This is a genomic window from Butyrivibrio sp. (genome assembly GCF_017635265.1).
GTDB lineage: Bacteria > Bacillota > Clostridia > Lachnospirales > Lachnospiraceae > Butyrivibrio.
Map to the genome: position 1 here is coordinate 90855 of NZ_JAGBLU010000104.1, position 18074 is coordinate 108928.

An 18074-nucleotide genomic window follows, 5' to 3' on the forward strand; every position below is an offset into this window, starting at 1 on the left:
GACTTCATGAACGAAATCCGCATAAACTGCGGATTTCGTGAGAATATGAGTCAAGAATATATGAAAAAAGATATTGGGGATGAGTAAATGATTATATTGCAGATATCCGGTGGTTTGGGGAACCAAATGCAGCAGTATGCACTTTACAGGAAACTTTTAAAGTGCGGAAAAGAAGTTAAGCTTGATCTTTCATGGTTTGGACCTGAAGTACAAAAAAATATGCTGGCTCCTCGTGAGTTCGAATTGCCTCTTTTCAAGGGACTGCCTTATGATGAATGTACAAAAGAAGAGAAGAATGCACTTATCAGGCAGAATCTTTTTCAGATGATAATAGGTAAGATGACCAAGAAGCTCGGTCGAAGTGCCAGCTCAAACCCTAAGGTCTTTGTTGAAACAAAAATGTTCCATGAGGAAATATTTGATCTGGATGATGTCTACATAACAGGCTACTTTGCCTGTCAGAATTACTATGATGATGTGATGGGAGAGCTTCAGGAGCTGTTCGTTTTCCCGTCTCACTCTATACCGGAACTTGACCAAAGAAATTCAGTTCTTGCAGCAAGGATGGATAAAGAAAATTCTGTAAGTGTACATATCAGACGCGGGGACTACCTTAGTCCCGAAAACGTAGAGATTTTGGGCAACATTGCTTCAGATAAATATTATGAGAGCGCTATGAACTATTTCCTGAAAAAAGCTCCGGATGTACATTTTTATATTTTTACCAGCGATCACGAGTATGCAAGAGAGCATTACAGTGATGAATCAAGGTACACCATAATAGATTGGAATACCGGAAAAAACAGCCTTCAGGATCTTATGCTTATGAGCCATTGCAAAGGCAACATATGCGCCAATTCCACATTCAGTTTCTGGGGAGCAAGACTTAATAAGCGCCCGGACAGGGAACTTGTGCGTACTCTCAAAATGAGAAATAATCAGGAAGCACAGCCTGAAATTATGCATGAATACTGGAAAAACTGGATTCTCATAGATGAGAACGGAGTAATTGTTTAAATGGGTAGAGTTAAGTCAGCTACAAGGAATATAGCATTTGGATACATTGGTCAGGTTGCAACCATGATCATGTCCTTTGTGCTGCGCAAGATTTTTATTATCCATTTGAGCGAGACTTTGCTTGGTATAAACAGTACCTACACAAATATTCTTTCAATCCTTAATATGGCGGAGCTCGGAATTGGAACAGCACTTAACTTTAGCCTCTATGGACCGGTTTCAAGGGGGGAGAAGGAAAAAATAAAGTCATACATGCAGATGTATCGCAAAGCATACTACTGCATTGCTCTCGTAGTAGCTGTTATGGGTACTGCCCTTGCTCCTTTCCTTAAATATCTGGTAAAAAAGCCGGACGGAGTTCTTTTAAGAGATCTTACTCTCTACTATTTCATTTTCTTATTTAATACAGTCAGCAGCTATTTTGTTGCCTACAAATACAGTCTTGTAAATGCTGAACAGAAAAACTATGTTCAGACCAACATACTTACAATCACTAAGGTTGTTACAGTATTTTTCCAGATAATCGTTATCATTGTAACCGGGAATTTTTATCTTTTTCTTAGTACGGATGCAATCATTCAGCTGCTTCAGAAAATCTTTGTATCAAGATACCTGAACAAAATGTATCCGTATCTTACGGAAAAAGATATCATCCCTCTTTCAAAAGAAGAAAGTGATATAGTATGGAAGAAGACAAAGGCTCTGGTTTTCCATAAGATTGGAGATGTGGCAAGACTTCAGACAGATGCTCTTATAATATCTTCTTTTATCGAAGTAAAAATGGCCGGATTTGTTGATAACTATAACATGGTCATCAGCTCAGTATCCAATTTTGTAAATATCATTTTTAATTCAGTTATTTCAAGCTTCGGAAACCTGATTGCCACTGAGTCCAGGCAAAAACAATACGAGATGTTCAAGGTCTACAGATTTTTTGCATCCTGGGTATATGGTTATTCCTTTGTCGGATTTATGATTCTTTTAACACCTCTTATCAGGATAATGTATGGCGACTATTGGGCACTTGCGCCAATGGTCATTTATTGTATTTTGATTGATTATTACTTTAAGGGCGACAGGATTGTCCTTAGTAACTACAAGACAGCAGCAGGAGTATTTGAGCAGGATAAATATCTTGCTCTTATTCAGGGGGCAGTTAACCTTGTTATTTCAATTGCTCTTGTACAGACAAGTCTTGGACTTGCAGGAATCTATATTGGAACAATTATTTCAGGACTTATTGCCAATATAACCAAACCGATCATCATCTATCGGGCCTGCTTTGATATGGGGGCAAAAAGTTATTTTGTGGATACCTGTAAGTATTTGGCAAGTCTGACAGCTGTTTTTTTGGTTTGTAACTTTATCAGTACTAAGGTTTTATCTGACCTTAATATATTAACTTTCCTTGTTATGGCAGTGATTATTACAGTCATATTTAACGGAGCATACTATCTGCTATATGGCAGGACTGATGAGTTTAAATATGTCTATGGCAAGGTTGTTTCAAAAATAAAGAAAAAAGCCTGATATTCCGACTTTATAACACTACGAGGTAATTGAGAATGGATAGTGGCATGGAATTCTATAAAGAGATTGTTGATGTTACCTGTGAGGAGCTACTTGGCATTATGGACGTTTCACTGGCTCAGCAGGCTAAAGATGTTGTAAAGAGTATCATGGGACGTTCGGTCCGTACCAAAGATCCCCTTTTCTGGCCTGCCGGGGCACAGATTTTGGGGCTTGTATCCGCAGCAGGTCGAATGAGCAGATATAAGGGTGATACAGTCAGTGAATTAAAATCAGATAATGAGAACAATGAGGATGAGGAAGACTCTGATAACAGCGCAGATATCAGGAGCAAATGTCTTGCAACAATATCCGCACATCTTGATATGTGGGTGAATGGCTATGAGAGCAGGATAGGCTTTGTGGATGATGCCCTGTCAGGCTTTTGCTTTGTAAAAGCTTATGAGATGACTCATGAAGATAAATATAAAGAGGCCGCTGATAAAATAGCACAGTTTATCCTTACCGCTCCAAGAGATGATCAGGGGAGTATAATTTACAATCCGGGCAGAAATCTGGCTAACATATTTGCAGACGGAATAGGACAGGTATCTATGTTTATGGCAGCGTACATGAGCGCATTTCCGGACAGCGATATTGTAATAAGTTCAGGTTCAAGACTTGATGCCAGTAAACAGATCAAGAATTTTTTTGAAATGGGTGTAGATAAAAAAAGCGGCTTAAATTACCACGGATATTCACTTTCGGACAATCAGAAAAAAGGTCTTCTTGGCTGGGGAAGAGCCTTCGGCTGGCTTTTTATGGGAGTGGCAGAGACGGCTGTTACTGCAGTTAACAGTACAATGGAAGATGAAAACTCAAAGTGCAGTGAGGATTGTCCGGAAAAGAAACGCTGCTTTATGAACTCGGCATTTAATGTCACAGGTTTGTACAGGCGAATGTGCCAGACGGCTCTTGACTATCAGCGTCCTGACGGTGGATGGAGCTGGCAGATTCAAGGTGTTGAAGGGCATATCGATATGTCAGCAACCGGAATGATAGCATATTCGATAGCCAGAGGATATAACGCAGGCCTTATAGCTGATGACCTTACAGAAAAATTTGATAAAATGAGGGAATGCATGCTGGCACATACATCAGGCGGTAAAGTGATGGATGCTTTAAGTTCCTGTGATGATTTTGGAGTACACTATCAGACATATGGACATTATCCATGGGGCCAGGGAATGGTACTTGCAGCTTTGTCAGAAATGCCATAAATTAAGCAGAAAATGTAATTGAAGAGATTTATATTAAAAAACTAAAATAGAAAAAGTTTATATAATAAATGTCTGAAAAATAAGGGGGATTACCATGAAATACGGAGCACTCGAAGCCGGTGGAACCAAGATGATAGTTGCAATTGGTGATGAGAACGGAAATATCCTTGAAAGAGCATCATTTCCTACACTTTCGCCAAAAGAGACCATGCCTCAAATGATTGACTTTTTTAAAGGAAAAGAAATTGCAAGTCTTGGAATTGCCTGTTTTGGACCTATAGATCTTAATAAAGAGTCCAAAACCTATGGATATATCACATCTACACCAAAGCTTGAATGGAGGAACTATGATATTGTCGGAGAGTTCCAAAAAGCTCTCGGCGTGCCTGTGGGATTTGATACTGATGTTAATGGTTCACTTCTTGGAGAAATAACATGGGGATGTGCGAGGAATAAAACAGATGCCATTTACCTTACAATCGGAACAGGTATCGGAGGAGGAGTCATGACCAATGGCAGACTTCTTCACGGAATGCTTCATCCTGAAATGGGGCATATAAAGCTTGCACTTGAAAAAGATGATACATATAAGGGGAAGTGTCCGTATCACGGAACTTGCTTTGAAGGACTGGCAGCAGGACCAGCCATAGAAGAGCGCTGGGGTAAAAAAGCAGTTGAACTTGCTGATAGAGAAGAAGTATGGGAACTTGAAAGTGCCTACATAGCTCAGGCTCTTTGTTCATACATACTGACCTTAAGTCCGCAGATTATAATCCTTGGCGGAGGAGTAATGCACCAGATGCAGCTTTTTCCGCTTATCAGGAAGAAAGTTTTAGAGCAGCTTGGGGGATATATCAATACAAAAGAAATTGAAAATATTGATGAATATATCGTTCCTGCAAGTTTAAATGACGATCAGGGAATTATGGGAGCAGTAAAACTTGCAATTGATGCGCTCTGACTGTAAGAGACGCGAAACTTAAAGGCATAAAGTATCATAATTATAAATTGAAATTTTATATTAATTATCTAAATAAAAAATGAAATTTTGTTTAAATTAATGATAAAATATTGTTGAGGGATAATCGTATCCTTCAAAAAAAGACTTCAATTGTTGGACTAAAATGAAAACAGAGAAAGGAGCGACTTGCTTATGAATAACGGCCAGCTGCAATATTCTCCGTTCAAACCAAATTTGAAGACAGCCGAAGTATTTGCGTGGGGCGATCCGGAGTACAATCTATTTGATCAGCTGAATGAAAAGTACGAAAAAGCACACCCTGAATATTCAGAATTATCTTCGTACGAAAAAATGGTTATCAAAGAGCAGATCCATCATGAGGCAATAGGCTTAACGCCTTTAAATCTCATTAAGGGCTTCATAGAAGATCCGCAGTTTGATGAATTCAGAATTATTTAAACATTGGGAACTGTAGAAAGGTACATTTTCAGTCTATTTGGTTACAGTTCCCAGGCTAATAGCACAGTTGTAGCATCCCAGGAGCTGGAAACAGTACCTGGGATGTTTTATAAAGATCATTATGAAAACACGAGGTATAGAAAAGATGAAATCATTATTGATATCATTTGTTATTCTTATTTTGGGATACTGTACTTACGGAATAATTGTTGAAAGAGTTTTTTCACCGGACGAAAGAAAAACTCCTGCATTCAGGATAAATGACGGGGTGGATTTTGTACCGTTAAAGACTTGGAAAGCCTGCCAAATGGGGAATGAGGATATTTTCAATTTTGCTTTTGCTTCTCACGGGTACAGTTTTTGTAAACAGTCCTGCGGCTCTAATTGCACGTCTTACGCCTAAAGCTCTCGGAGAAAATTTTTGGATAATTGTAATTCTTTTATACTATGTACTGGCAACTCTTTTGCCTATAGATAAGATAATAGGAAAGCTCTATCCTGTGTTCGGCGTTGTACTCATAACCATGGCGGTGGGGATATATGTCGGGATTATAAAAGGTGGTTACCACATTCCTGAAATTGTGTTGGCAGATCTTCATCCGGATAGTCTTCCGGTATGGCCATATATGTTTGTTACAGTTGCGTGCGGCGCTATTTCAGGTTTCCACGCCACACAGTCACCAATGATATCCAAGTGTATATCTTCAGAGCTGGAGGGGCGAAAAGTTTTTTATGGAGCCATGCTCGCTGAATCAGTTATTGCACTGATCTGGGCAGCAGGTGGTGTCTCATTTTACGGAACAACCAAGGGATTAAATGATGCATTGTCATCTCTTGGGCAGTCAGGAGTTGTATATGATATTTCAACAGGAATGCTTGGAGGAATTGGCGGAATTCTTGCAATTGTAGGCGTTATTGCATGCCCGATCACTTCAGGTGACACAGCCTTTAGAAGCGCAAGGCTTATTCTTGCGGAAATGACAGGTCTTGATCAAAAAAACATAAAAAACCGTCTTATTATCACAATTCCACTGCTTGCCATAGGAGCTCTTTTAACACAGCTCGATTTCAATGTATTGTGGAGATATTTCTCTTGGAGCAACCAGACTCTTGCCATGATAAGTCTTTGGATTGCAACAGCATATCTTTTGATCTATGCGGAAAACAGATACTATACACTTATCACTGCACTTCCGGCAACTTTTATGTCAGCAGTGAGTATGACCTATATTCTCATGGCAAAAGAAGGATTTTCCATTGAAAGTAAAGTAGCATATCCGTCAGGAGTCTTTTTTTCTTTAGTTTGTTTTGGAATATATGTATATGCGTTTATAAAAAGAAATAAGAAGGCTTAAATGTGTTATTATTGTTATGTTGTATTTTTAGACAATATGTATGATTGAAAGGAACAATAAGCACAATGAGTGAATTGAGAGATAAGAATGGATTAACGGAAGAAGAGTTTTTGAAACAGTACAATTCTGATGGATGGAAAAAGCCATCTTTGACAGCAGATATTTGCATAATTACAAAGGCTGGGGATGTGCAGAAAATACTTTTGATAAGAAGAGGAAATCACCCATGCCTTGGCAAGTGGGCAACTCCCGGAGGTTTTTCTGAAGAGGGAGAGTGTATTGAAAATACAGCTGCGAGGGAACTTGAAGAGGAGACAAGCATAAAGATGGATGCAAAAGAACTCACGCTTGTGGGGGTTTACAGTAAGCCGGGGAGAGATCCAAGGGGCTGGACCGTTTCGGTTGCATTCGCTGCAGTTGTTGATGCAGATAAGGTAAAGCCTATAGCCGCTGATGATGCTGCTGATGCCAAGTGGTTTACCATTTCTAAAACCGGCGATACTTATTCATTTTCCGCTGATAATGAGACTATAACATTGGATGAGCTTGCTTTTGATCATGCTGACATTGTTACTGATGCTCTTAATAAGGTGAACGCATGATGAATAAAAAAAATTGCGTTATATTTGATATGGATGGAGTCATATTCGATTCTGAAAGAGCATGTCTCTATACATGGACGGAGGCAGCAAATGCCTTTGGAATGAAGAATATTCGTGAAGTTTTTGATAAATGCATTGGTACTAATAATAATCAGACAAGAGCGATTGTCGAAGAAGCTTATGCCAAAGAATTCGGAGAAGGTATTTCAGACAGGATATTATCAGAGAGTAGCAGACTTTTCCATGAGAAATATGACGGTGGTAAACTTCCTGTAAAACTTGGAGTAAAAGATATTTTGGAGTATCTGAAAAAAGAAAAAATCAGATGTGCAGTTGCGTCTTCTACCCGTGAAGCTGTTGTGAGGCAGGAACTTTCAGATGCAGGTCTTGTTGAATATTTTGAGGAAATAGTCGGAGGAGATGCGGTAAAAATTTCAAAGCCCAATCCTGAAATCTATTTACTTGCCTGTAGTCGTATGAAGATAGCTCCGGCAAATGCCTTTGCCATTGAAGATTCCTACAACGGAATACGCGCTGCTCATGCTGCAGGAATGAGACCAATCATGGTCCCTGACATGATTCCTGCAGATGATGAGATGATGGAACTATCCGAAGTTATTTGTGATGATCTTATTAAAGTAGTTGATTACTTTAAAAGTATTTAGTTATGAAGCATTTTTTATAATATGCATTACGACTTAGAACAGATTACGTATTTCGTCCGGTGATAGCTCAATAGTCGGTTCAAATTGATCTGAAGCCATGTAAGTATAGATACTGTGAAGAAGAGCCCTGGCCTCCGGATACTGCTGAAGATCCTGAAGTCCCATGGATGAAATCATAAGTTTCCCTTTAAAGCAGCGCACTTCGAGCAGCTGACTCATAGGGCGCAGAGTTGCGTAACTATCCATTTCTGTAACAATAGTGTCCATGTAAGACGGAAGAATAAATGCACGCTCTGATGCCATCGGCCACCATTGATAATTTGTAAACTCCTCTGTCGGGAAGTTTTCAAATATGGGGTGGTCTTTTTTTATAAGCTGTCCCATGGTTCCTTCCTGATTTGGAAATGTTCCGACAGACCAGAAGTCAGTTGAAAACTGAGCTTTGGCTGAATGAGGCAGAGCTTCAATTGTTGAATGGGGAGTAAGATATACCTTTCCGCCATTTTTCAGGATTTGTACAGCTTTTTCATCAAAACTTTCAGTCTCATAAATATCATCAGGGCAAACAGGTTTATTGTCAGGATAAATCCATATAGGATAACTGTTTTCAATTTCTGTTCCTTCAAGTTTTACAATCAGATCAAGGCGGGTTGCTTTATCAAAGCCATCAAGTGGAAGCTCAAGGTGGCCTATTTTTGTGAGGCTACCTGCAGGACAAAATACTGCGTCTAAAGCTCCGGACTCTACAAGCCTATAATTTAGCGGCGTAAGGTAATCGTCTTTACCATAATTTGCAAAAAGAACATCTGCCTTGAGCATATCTCCGGTATTGTATGTATAACGATCAAGTAGCACTAAAAGAGCCTGATCGGTAAAAAAGCTTTTAAACCTTGAAGGCTTGGCAAAAGGAAAGTTTTTGGCTTCAAGATGAGAATCAAGCATTCCAACAAGCGCAGTTCCCTGTCCCGGAAAATCCTGAAGGCCAAGAAGGGAAAGACCTGACATCTCCGGGGTTCTCATGATTGATTCGACTTCTTCGCGATATCCAATGAGAGATAATTCTCCGGTAGCTGCAATGCGTCTTTTCCATTCTTCTTCTGAAATGCCGAGGGCTTTTAATTTATCTGCTACAATATTGAAATTATCAGGCTTTGTTACGCCCTTGAATTTAGCAATCTCATCCATATCAGGTGAAATCTCATATTGACCGACTTCAAACCCAAAAACCGGTTTGTTATATTCTTTTCTTAAATCCTTAAGTATATCTGAAAAGTTATTTTGCCCATTGGGATAGGTTCGGTTGAAGATTCCCTTTACTCCGGACATTCTTATGTGTTTATCCTTAAAGCGGGCAGAGGTAAAGAAATCACTTTCTTTATCAACGCCATTTGCACCGTAGAAATTGTTGGAGCCCCAGGCGTAAAGTCTGGTTTTATCGGTCTCTTTGGCGATAGAAAGCATTTCATGCATAAAAGAAACTCCATCATCATCTGTAATCAGCTCATTTCCCAAAGTAAGCATTACAAAAGACGGGTGATTTGCGTATGACCACAGTATTTCAAGTAGTTCAGCCTGATAATACTGTCTGCTTTCGCTGCTCTTAAAAGCATCTCTGGGATTCCAGTGAGAAAGTTCAGGTTGCATCATCATTCCCAGTTCATCTGCTGCGGAAAAAGCAGCTTCCGGTGGACACCAGGAGTGGAAACGCATGCAGTTAACACCATATGATGCGTAAGTTTTAAGAATCTTTGTCCATGACTCTTTATCCATAGGTGGGAAGCCGGTCTCCGGAAATACTGCGCAGTTTGCCTCACCCCTCAGGAAAAATCTCCTGTCATTTATAGTAAGCCTTCCCTCATTATCGTAAGAGAAATCCCTTATTCCGAATCTTACATTTTTCCTTGAAGCTTCTTTATCCCCGGCTAAAAGAGATACCGTAAGATCGCAGAGATTGCCTGTTCCTTCGTCCCATAGATGACTTGAATAATTATCGGAAAGTTCAAGGTCTGTGAGTTCAACGACTGTGCAATCATCCAAAGGGTCAATTGTGATCTCGGATTCTATTGTGTCAGCAAGGTACGGGCAGCTTAAAATAACTTTATAATTGCCGTCATTCGGGAAAATGTTTTCACCTGAATCTATTACAATACGGACATCAATTTTGCCTTCGTGGGGACAGACCATTACGTCGGATAAAAAGATATTGTCTCTTTCTTCTACGTATATGTCACCTATTATGCCGTTCCAGTTAGTCTGAGTCTCATCTGTGGCGGCAGAAGAAAAAACTATGTCTTTATATGGAAGTCCCTGATATGAGTTATCGCAGATAAAGGTGATGGTGCTACCCTTGTGAAGAAGCCTGGTCACCTCGAAAACATATGGAGTGGATAGGCATCCGCTTGCACTCGGAATATCTTTACCGTCTATTTTTAGGTAAAGAGCTCTGGATCTTTCTGCTACAATAAAGATCCTTTTATCTGAAGCCGGCTCTATATCGAAAACTTTCTCAAAAAAAGCCTTTCCTTCATAGGTAAAAAGTCTGGTAAATCTTGAGTTAATCCTTGGATCAGTTTCGGCGTCTTTATCCATGTTTTTGTTGCGTTCTTCAACATCGGGATGCCAGGGCTTTGCAACTTTGTCGCTATTTCCGATACAGTTGGTATCAAGGCTTCCCGGAAGAATTCCCTCATCCTTGGTGACTCTATCAGCAGTGATTTTCCAATTACCTTTCAGATCGTATCTCATAAATGTTCTCCTTTTTGAATGCTTGTTTATATCTGACTCATTCCGGTTGTAAGCTGATACTGTAACCCGTTAAAAGATGCCTCGGACAGTATCATGCTCCGTTTCTGTATTTCAAAGGTGTCGTGCCGTTTTTCTTTTTAAATGACTGACAAAAAGAGCTTTCGTCGTTAAATCCGACTTTTTCTGCAATTTCACTAATACTCATATCTGTCGAGGAAAGATAATATTTTGCTGATGAAAGCCGTGTGTCGATAATGAAGCGGTGCGGCGTAACGCCTGTTTTTTTCTTGAAAGTTCTAAGAAAATAGTAGGTTGTAAGGCCTGCTACGCCTGCCAGATCATCCAGCGAAATATTTTCCGTAAAATGCTCATTTATATAGCTAAGTACTCTTTGGAAATTCTCGTTGTTTCCGATAATTTCAGTATTTTCGGAGGATATGAGCTGATTTAAGAGAGTGTGTATCATTATGGAATATTCTCCTTCGGAACATTCATGTCTGGTATCCTTCATGGCGCTTAGTATTCGTGAAAAGTTACTCTTTATTGACTGCAGGTTCTGGGGCGTGAGCACATTTCCTTTAGAACTTTGCACGGCATTATAAAAGTCTGTGCACATCTTTCCATCAAAGTGTATCCATGAAATAGTAGTTTTTTCGTGAGCTTTATAGGAGTGGGGCTCGTAGCAATTTATCAATAAAATCTGACCGGGATATACAGTTAGCTCTTTTCCAGGAATATTGACATCAAGTTTGCCGGATTCAAGGATTATCAGCAGAAAACTGTCATATCTCTCACGGCTCAGTTCATAACCCGGAAGATAAGTGAATTTACCGGCGGCCACAGGATAAAAATACAGAGTCTGTGCAAGGGCAGATGCATTATGAAAATAGTATTCCGAATCGTTGGATACATATTTTTCTGTTGATTTCATTAAAACTCCCAATAAAAAAACTTCATCTTCATGTTTAGTGGAATTATAGCACCGTGAAAAGATGTATACAATAGAGCAATATTTTTATAAAAAGCTATCACTTTTTTCACTTGATAATAAATTTTCTAAGGTCAAAAATGAGTAAGTAAGATAATAAACTGGCATTATTATAGGAGATAGCGATAATGGGAACAGCAAAAATATGGGAAGAAAATGTAACAATTCCAACATATGAAGTTGGAAAGCCTGATAAGAACCCGATGTTTTTGGAAAGAAGAGTTTATCAGGGAAGCACAGGGAAAATATATCCGTATCCTTCAACCAATGAAATCAGTCAAACCAAAAAGGACGTGGAGTGGAGAGCAGTTTTTCTCGAAAATGAATATATAAAAGTAATGATTCTTCCGCAGCTTGGAGGCAGAATACAGAGAGCTTATGACAAGACCAATGACTATGATTTTGTCTACTATAACAGGGTGATAAAGCCTGCTCTTGTAGGGCTCACAGGACCATGGATTTCAGGAGGAATAGAATTTAACTGGCCACAGCATCACAGGCCGACTACATATTCTCCTGTGGATTATAAGATTACTGAAGGTGATGATGGAAGTGTGACTCTCATAACAGGTGACGTGGATCAGATGTATGGAACAAAAGAAATCACGAAGTTCACGCTATATCCCGGCAAAGCCTTCATTGAGATTACAGGTCAGCTCTATAACAGAACCCCTCTCCCGCAGACTTTCCTTTGGTGGGCAAATCCGGCTGTTTCAGTAAATGATTACACACAGTCAATTTTTCCGCCCGATGTTCGTAATGTTTACGACCATGGAAAAAGGGCTGTCTCAAGATTTCCGATTGCTACGGGGGAATATTACAAGCACGATTACAGCGAAGGTGTTGATATCTCAAGATATAAAAATATACCGGTTCCTACTTCCTATATGGCTGAAAAATCAGATTTTGACTTTGTAGGCGGCTATGACTACAAGAAAGAAGCCGGCCTTTTGCATGTTGCGGATCATCATGTTTCACCTGGCAAGAAGCAGTGGACCTGGGGCTGCGGCGATTTTGGAAAGGCATGGGACAGAAATCTCACAGATGAGGATGGCCCATATATTGAGCTTATGACCGGTATGTTCTGCGACAACCAGCCTGATTTCTCATGGCTCAAACCTTATGAGGAAAAGACATTTAAGCAGTATTTCATGCCCTACAAAAAGGTCGGTCAGGTTAAAAATGCCGGTATCCATGGGGCATTGAATGTAGAGGTGAGAGATGAAGAAAAGCTTTATATCTGTGCTTATGCCACGGAGCAGTATGACAGAGCAAAGCTGTTTATTTCTTACGATGGGACAATAATCTATACAGAAGATATCTGTATTTCGCCTGTTAAGTGCTATGAAGGTGAACTCAACCTAAAAAAGCTTATCAAAGAAGCTTTATATGATGAGAAGACAGCCTTTGAAAAGAGCCTTATTAAAGTTACTTTATCAGATGAAAATACAGGAAAAGAAATCGTATCCTACAAGATACTTGCAGAAAAAGACCCTGAATTTGCAGAGCCAGCAAAGGCTCTTGATGCTCCGGAAAAGATTCAGACCAATGAGGAACTTTTCCTTGCAGGTCAACATATTGAGCAGTATCGCCATGCAACATTTTTACCGGATCCGTATTATCTTGAGGGACTAAAGCGCGATGAGGGTGATATCAGGATCAATAACGCCTACGGACTTTTGTTATTCAGAAGGGGAAGGTTTGAGCTTTCGGAAAAGTACTTCAAAAAAGCAATAAAAAGGCTCACAAGGATGCATCCAAACCCATATGATTCCGAGAGCTTCTATAACCTTGGGCTTAGTCTTTTTTATCAGGAAAAATATGACGAAGCTTTTGATGCTTTTTATAAGGCAACCTGGACTGATGAGCAAAAGGAAAAGTCTTTCTATTACCTTGCTGCAATTGCCTGCAGAAATAGAGAATATGAACATGCTCTTGAATTTATAGAGCAGTCGCTTATTAAAAACAGTCATAGTACCAAAGCAAGGGCATTAAAGGCTGCAATTTTGTATAAGCTTGGTAAAAAAAAGGATGCAGCCGGATTTATAGAAGAGAACCTTCAGCTGGATACCTTCGATTTTGTATCGGCATTTATTAAGGCTATAAGCAGCACCGGCAAGAACTTTGATGAGAATATAAATGAATTTAAGAAACTTACAAGGGGATTTCATGAGACGTATCTTTATGTGGCAAGAGATATGGCTGAAAGTGGTTTTTATGAGGAGGCAATCAAAGTCCTTGATCTATATGAGGGCGACAGCCCCATGATTCATTACTATCTTGGAGCTTACAAAGAAAACATCGGGGATGATAAAGGCGCTTTATCTGAGTACCAAAAAGCAGAAGCATCTTCACCTTATTTGTGTTTTCCCAATAAGCTTGAAGATATAGCTGTGTTAAAAAAGGCAATAGCTGCTGATGACAAGGGATCAAAAGCAAGATATTATCTGGGATGTCTGTATTACGACAAGCTTCAGTTTGACCTTGCAATAGAGATGTACGAGGCTTCTTTACAAATATGCGACACGTTTCCGACAGTTTTTAGAAACCTGTCAATTGCTTACTACAATAAGAGAGGTGAAAAAGATAAAGCACTTACCTGTCTTGAAAAAGCCTTTTACCTTGATAGGACTGATGCAAGAGTATTCCTTGAGCTTGATCAGCTTTATCAGAAACTGAATGTGCCGCTTACAAGGAGACTTGAAAAGTACAATGAGAACATCGCCCTGATAGAAAAAAGAGACGATCTCTATACAGAATATGTAACTCTTTTAAATACTTTGGGGATGAATGAAGAGGCTCACAAGAAAATAACCGGGCATTCTTTTAGAACCTGGGAGGGCGCAGAAGGTAAGATTACAACTCAATTTAAAGTGTCTTTGCTTCAGCCGGCAAAAGAACTGATAAAAAAAGGAAAGGCACAGGACGCAGAAAAAATGCTCCTTGAGGCACTTTCATATCCTGAAAACCTGGGAGAGGGAAGACTTGAAGGAACAAAGGATAATCATATCTATTACTATCTGGGATTATGTTATGAGCTTTCAGGTCAGAGCGACAGAGCAAAAGAATGCTTTGAAAAAGCCACACTTGGAGCTATGGAAGTAGCCGGGATGATGTATTATTATGACCAGCCTGCAGATATGATATTGTATCAGGGACTTGCCTTTGAAAAGCTTGGAGATAAAAAGTCAGCCAATTCAAGATTTTATAAGCTTCTTGATTATGGACAAAAGCATTTAAATGACAAGTTTAAAATGGACTATTTTGCTGTATCAATGCCGGATATGTCAGTATTTGATGCAGATATGGATCAAAAAAATAAAGCCCACTGCCATTATCTTTGCGGCCTTGGATACATTGGCCTTGGAGAAAGACAAAAAGCAATGGACTCCTTTAATAAAGTTTTGGAAATTGATAACACTCATCAGAATGCTCACATATATTCAAGCTTCATCTTCTGAAGACAAAACGGATTTTTGATATCAAAGCTCATATTATTCAGAGTAGTCGCTGTAGTTATCAAGAAAGTGGTGGCGTTTTCCATCAGAGGTTTTATATGCTATAAGGGCGTTGAGATGAACGTTTTCAACGCTCTTAAAAATATTGGCCTCGATATAGGGGCTTCTTTCCCGAAGCTCTGAAATAAGCGACTTTATTTCAGCCCTCTTACTTCCCTTATCCGTACCACCGCAGCTTGCACAGCTTTCAGTAAGCCTGCAGGCACAATTGATAAAACGAAGATTGTTGTAGTTCATCCATTTTTTGATATCTTCTTCCCGGATAAGATAAAGTGGCCTTATAAGTTCCATACCTTCAAAGTTTGTGCTGTGAAGCTTGGGCATCATGGTCTGTATCTGTCCGCCATACAGCATTCCCATCAAAATGGTTTCGATTACGTCGTCGTAGTGATGCCCCAGTGCAATCTTATTACAGCCAAGTTCTCTGGCTTTGCTGTAAAGAGCACCTCGCCTCATTCTGGCGCAGAGATAACATGGTGAGCCGGAAGTTTCCTTATCGACTATGTCAAAAATATCCGAATTAAATACAGTTATTGGAATCTGCATCAGCTTTGCGTTGTTGATTATATTGGTATAGTTGATGTCGTTGTACCCCGGATTCATTACCATGTATACAACTTCAAAGTTCTTTTTGCCATGCCTTTCAAGCTCCTGAAAAAGCTTTGCCATCAGCATAGAGTCTTTTCCGCCGGATATGCAGACAGCTATTTTATCGCCGTCCTGAATCAGATCATAAACATTGATGGCTTTTGTAAATTGGCTCCAAAGCTGCGGTCTGAATTTTTTAATGATGCTTCGCTCTATATCTTTGCATCTGTCGTTTCTTTCATCCTCATCAGAAAGCTGATGCTCAATCGTATATCTGTAGTAGCTGTAGATTCCGCCTTCAATACTATAGATTTCATAGCCCTTTGGAGTAAGCTCTTCGCATATTTCTATAGAATGTTTTCCTGAATAGCATAAAAGATAAATTGGCTTATCCTTTGAAAGCTCGCCTTCGTGGTCTGCAAAAACCTGCCATGGTATGTTCCGGGCACCGGGATATGAGCTTTTTATATAGTCACTTTCTTCGCGGACATCAAAAACAAGCTTATCTCTGGTATCTTCGATCATTTCTTCGATTGTTTTTGTATAAATCATATTTTTCTACCTATAAAATAATTATCAGTAAATTGTCTGTGAGTTATTATTTTTAACGCAAAATTACATTGTTACTGAGCAGTAACGTCTTTGAATGTTATCACACTTTTTTCATCTATTCAATGGTGCCATAACGTATTAAAGGAAGTATAATATCAGTAGTCGGTACTACGCTGTCGGCTACGTTAAACAGTGATTTTAACAAAAATGATGGAAACGATTGCAAGGAGGAAATTATGAAGAAAAAGGTGATTATGGTCATATTGGCCTGTGCACTATTAATTTCTGCGTGCGGAAATAATCAAGCTGATGTTGGCGGCGACTCTTCAACAAATGAAAACGACGTTGAAGCATCTGCTTCAGATAGCGCTCAGCAAGACACAGCCAATGTTTCCGATGAGGGAAAAGAGACCGGTGACGTAGCAGCCACATATGAAAATTTCCTTGCAAACAAGGCTAAAGTTCACATAAATCAGGACATGGACTTTGGAACATACTTTTCTTTTGAGAAAGATAAAGAGCTTAATCTTACCCTTGAAGAAATTACAAATGCTATCATTGACAGTTACCTTGAAGAATTTGAAGGCTCCAAGATTGAGCTTACAGGCATTGAATATGCATACCTTGACTGCGGCAATGACGGTAATGCAGAGCTTGCAGTTTGCATTCACACACCTTCCGTTGATGACTGGACTGAATACCTTATTATAAAAGAAATGAACGGAAAGCTTGAATGTATATATTCCAATGAAGCCTGGTCCAGAAGTAATGTGGGAATTGGCAAGTATGGCTATATTTATGGGGATGGTTCAGGTGGAGCTTCCAATCACTATTTTGAAAAGAGCTATATAGATGCCGGCGGAAAATGGCACTATATTTACGGTGATGAGACTACAGTTTTTGATTGCTCCGATGTTGAGTATCCCGGAGATATCTGGGGCAATGGAGACGAGCACGTGAACCTTGAAATGCCACTTCCCGGAAGCTTTGTTTTCTTTAGCTTTGACTTTAATAACACCGAAGATGAAAACGATAATGTGTTTAGTTATGCTCAGTACAGCGGCGACTATGAAAGCGATAATGGCCTTGGAGGATATTTCTATTGTAAGCTGCTGGCTGATGATGGAATATATGATGAAGATTATCCCTTAAAGAAATTTTATGATCAGGTTGGAATTGAAACTCTTTCTATAAAAGAAGTGGGTGAACTTATAAGCGAAAAAGCGGAAGCGGAGGGTTTTACACCTGAGATTGCAAATGCAGGGGATGCTGAATGGCAGGAGCTTGAATACTTATTTGAGCCTGATATTGAAACCTACAATGATGATAATTTCATTGAGAGCGATGCCTTTTTCCCAATATATCTTTCTCTCAGGAATACAGAGGATGCCAGCACAACTCTTCATATAAATGCCGATGGAACAGTTGAAGGGTCTTATTATGCATCTGATTATACAAACGAAAACGGCAATGAGTCCCAAAAGAATGAATTTACAGGTAAGTTTTCTTTAAAGAAGAAAATAAATGATGATGAATTTGAAGTAACATTATCGGATGTGAAGCTTAAATACGAAGCCGGTACCGAAGTTACAAAAGAAACCAAAACCGGAGTTATGACTCATACCTATTATGTAACTCCTCCGGGAATTGATGATGGGGGCAAAGAGTTTACGCTGTATTTACCGGGAGCTTCAGTAAGTGAGCTGCCTGACGAGCTTATTGATGCTCTTGGAGAATATTGGAAAGAGCAGCTTGAAGGTCGTGAAACAATCGGAAAATGTATTCTTTTTGGAAACGATGGAAAAAAATATCTTTGGATGGAGTTTTGATTGTTG

General features: G+C 39.4%; 12 protein-coding genes and 1 pseudogene. 10 read left to right on the top strand and 3 right to left on the bottom strand.

What is annotated here, in order from left to right; all coding sequences use genetic code 11:
* Positions 1–87: 87 nt before the first annotated feature.
* The 8 genes and pseudogenes from J6O61_RS12650 to J6O61_RS12685 all read left to right on the top strand — a co-directional run bounded on the left by J6O61_RS12650 (position 88) and on the right by J6O61_RS12685 (position 7848).
* Complete coding sequence (locus tag J6O61_RS12650; RefSeq protein WP_292213844.1) at positions 88–1017, top strand: alpha-1,2-fucosyltransferase; 930 nt, start codon at positions 88–90, stop codon at positions 1015–1017.
* A complete protein-coding gene (locus J6O61_RS12655) occupies positions 1018–2547 on the top strand; it encodes a lipopolysaccharide biosynthesis protein (protein WP_292213846.1) in 1530 nt (509 codons plus the stop codon).
* Between the two features lie 35 nt (positions 2548–2582).
* Complete coding sequence (locus tag J6O61_RS12660) at positions 2583–3806, top strand: glycoside hydrolase family 88 protein (RefSeq protein WP_292213848.1); 1224 nt, start codon at positions 2583–2585, stop codon at positions 3804–3806.
* Positions 3807–3900: 94 nt separating this feature from the next.
* On the top strand, positions 3901–4767 hold the full coding sequence (locus J6O61_RS12665; protein WP_292213849.1) for an ROK family protein: 867 nt from the start codon (positions 3901–3903) through the stop codon (positions 4765–4767).
* A 192-nt stretch (positions 4768–4959) separates the two neighbouring features.
* Positions 4960–5226: a hypothetical protein gene (locus tag J6O61_RS12670; protein WP_292213850.1), complete on the top strand. Its 267-nt coding sequence runs from the start codon at positions 4960–4962 to the stop codon at positions 5224–5226.
* Positions 5227–5371: 145 nt separating this feature from the next.
* Positions 5372–6581 (top strand): annotated as a pseudogene (locus tag J6O61_RS12675) (carbon starvation CstA family protein).
* Positions 6582–6646: 65 nt separating this feature from the next.
* Positions 6647–7183, top strand: coding sequence for an NUDIX hydrolase (locus J6O61_RS12680; RefSeq protein ID WP_292213852.1), 537 nt, complete (start codon positions 6647–6649; stop codon positions 7181–7183).
* The gene (locus tag J6O61_RS12685; protein WP_292213855.1) at positions 7183–7848 is read left to right on the top strand and encodes an HAD family hydrolase; all 666 of its coding nucleotides are present in this window, start codon (positions 7183–7185) and stop codon (positions 7846–7848) included. Before J6O61_RS12680 ends, J6O61_RS12685 begins: the two co-directional genes overlap by 1 nt.
* A gap of 33 nt (positions 7849–7881) precedes the next feature.
* Here the strand turns inward: J6O61_RS12685 and J6O61_RS12690 are convergent, their stop codons facing one another.
* Both J6O61_RS12690 and J6O61_RS12695 read right to left on the bottom strand, forming a co-directional pair.
* Positions 7882–10593 carry a glycoside hydrolase family 2 TIM barrel-domain containing protein gene (locus J6O61_RS12690; protein WP_292213856.1) on the bottom strand — a complete coding sequence of 904 codons (2712 nt, stop codon included), beginning with the start codon at positions 10591–10593 and terminating at the stop codon, positions 7882–7884.
* Between the two features lie 91 nt (positions 10594–10684).
* On the bottom strand, positions 10685–11524 hold the full coding sequence (locus J6O61_RS12695) for an AraC family transcriptional regulator (RefSeq protein ID WP_292213857.1): 840 nt from the start codon (positions 11522–11524) through the stop codon (positions 10685–10687).
* A 185-nt stretch (positions 11525–11709) separates the two neighbouring features.
* On the opposite strand from J6O61_RS12695, the gene J6O61_RS12700 reads away from it, so the two are divergent.
* Complete coding sequence (locus J6O61_RS12700) at positions 11710–15042, top strand: DUF5107 domain-containing protein (protein ID WP_292213860.1); 3333 nt, start codon at positions 11710–11712, stop codon at positions 15040–15042.
* Between the two features lie 33 nt (positions 15043–15075).
* Here J6O61_RS12700 and J6O61_RS12705 read toward each other — a convergent pair whose 3' ends face one another.
* Positions 15076–16239, bottom strand: a complete 1164-nt coding sequence (locus J6O61_RS12705) for an ATP-binding protein (protein WP_292213862.1) — start codon at positions 16237–16239, stop codon at positions 15076–15078.
* A gap of 236 nt (positions 16240–16475) precedes the next feature.
* On the opposite strand from J6O61_RS12705, the gene J6O61_RS12710 reads away from it, so the two are divergent.
* Positions 16476–18068 carry a hypothetical protein gene (locus J6O61_RS12710; RefSeq protein ID WP_292213865.1) on the top strand — a complete coding sequence of 531 codons (1593 nt, stop codon included), beginning with the start codon at positions 16476–16478 and terminating at the stop codon, positions 18066–18068.
* The last annotated feature ends 6 nt before the right edge of the window (positions 18069–18074 follow it).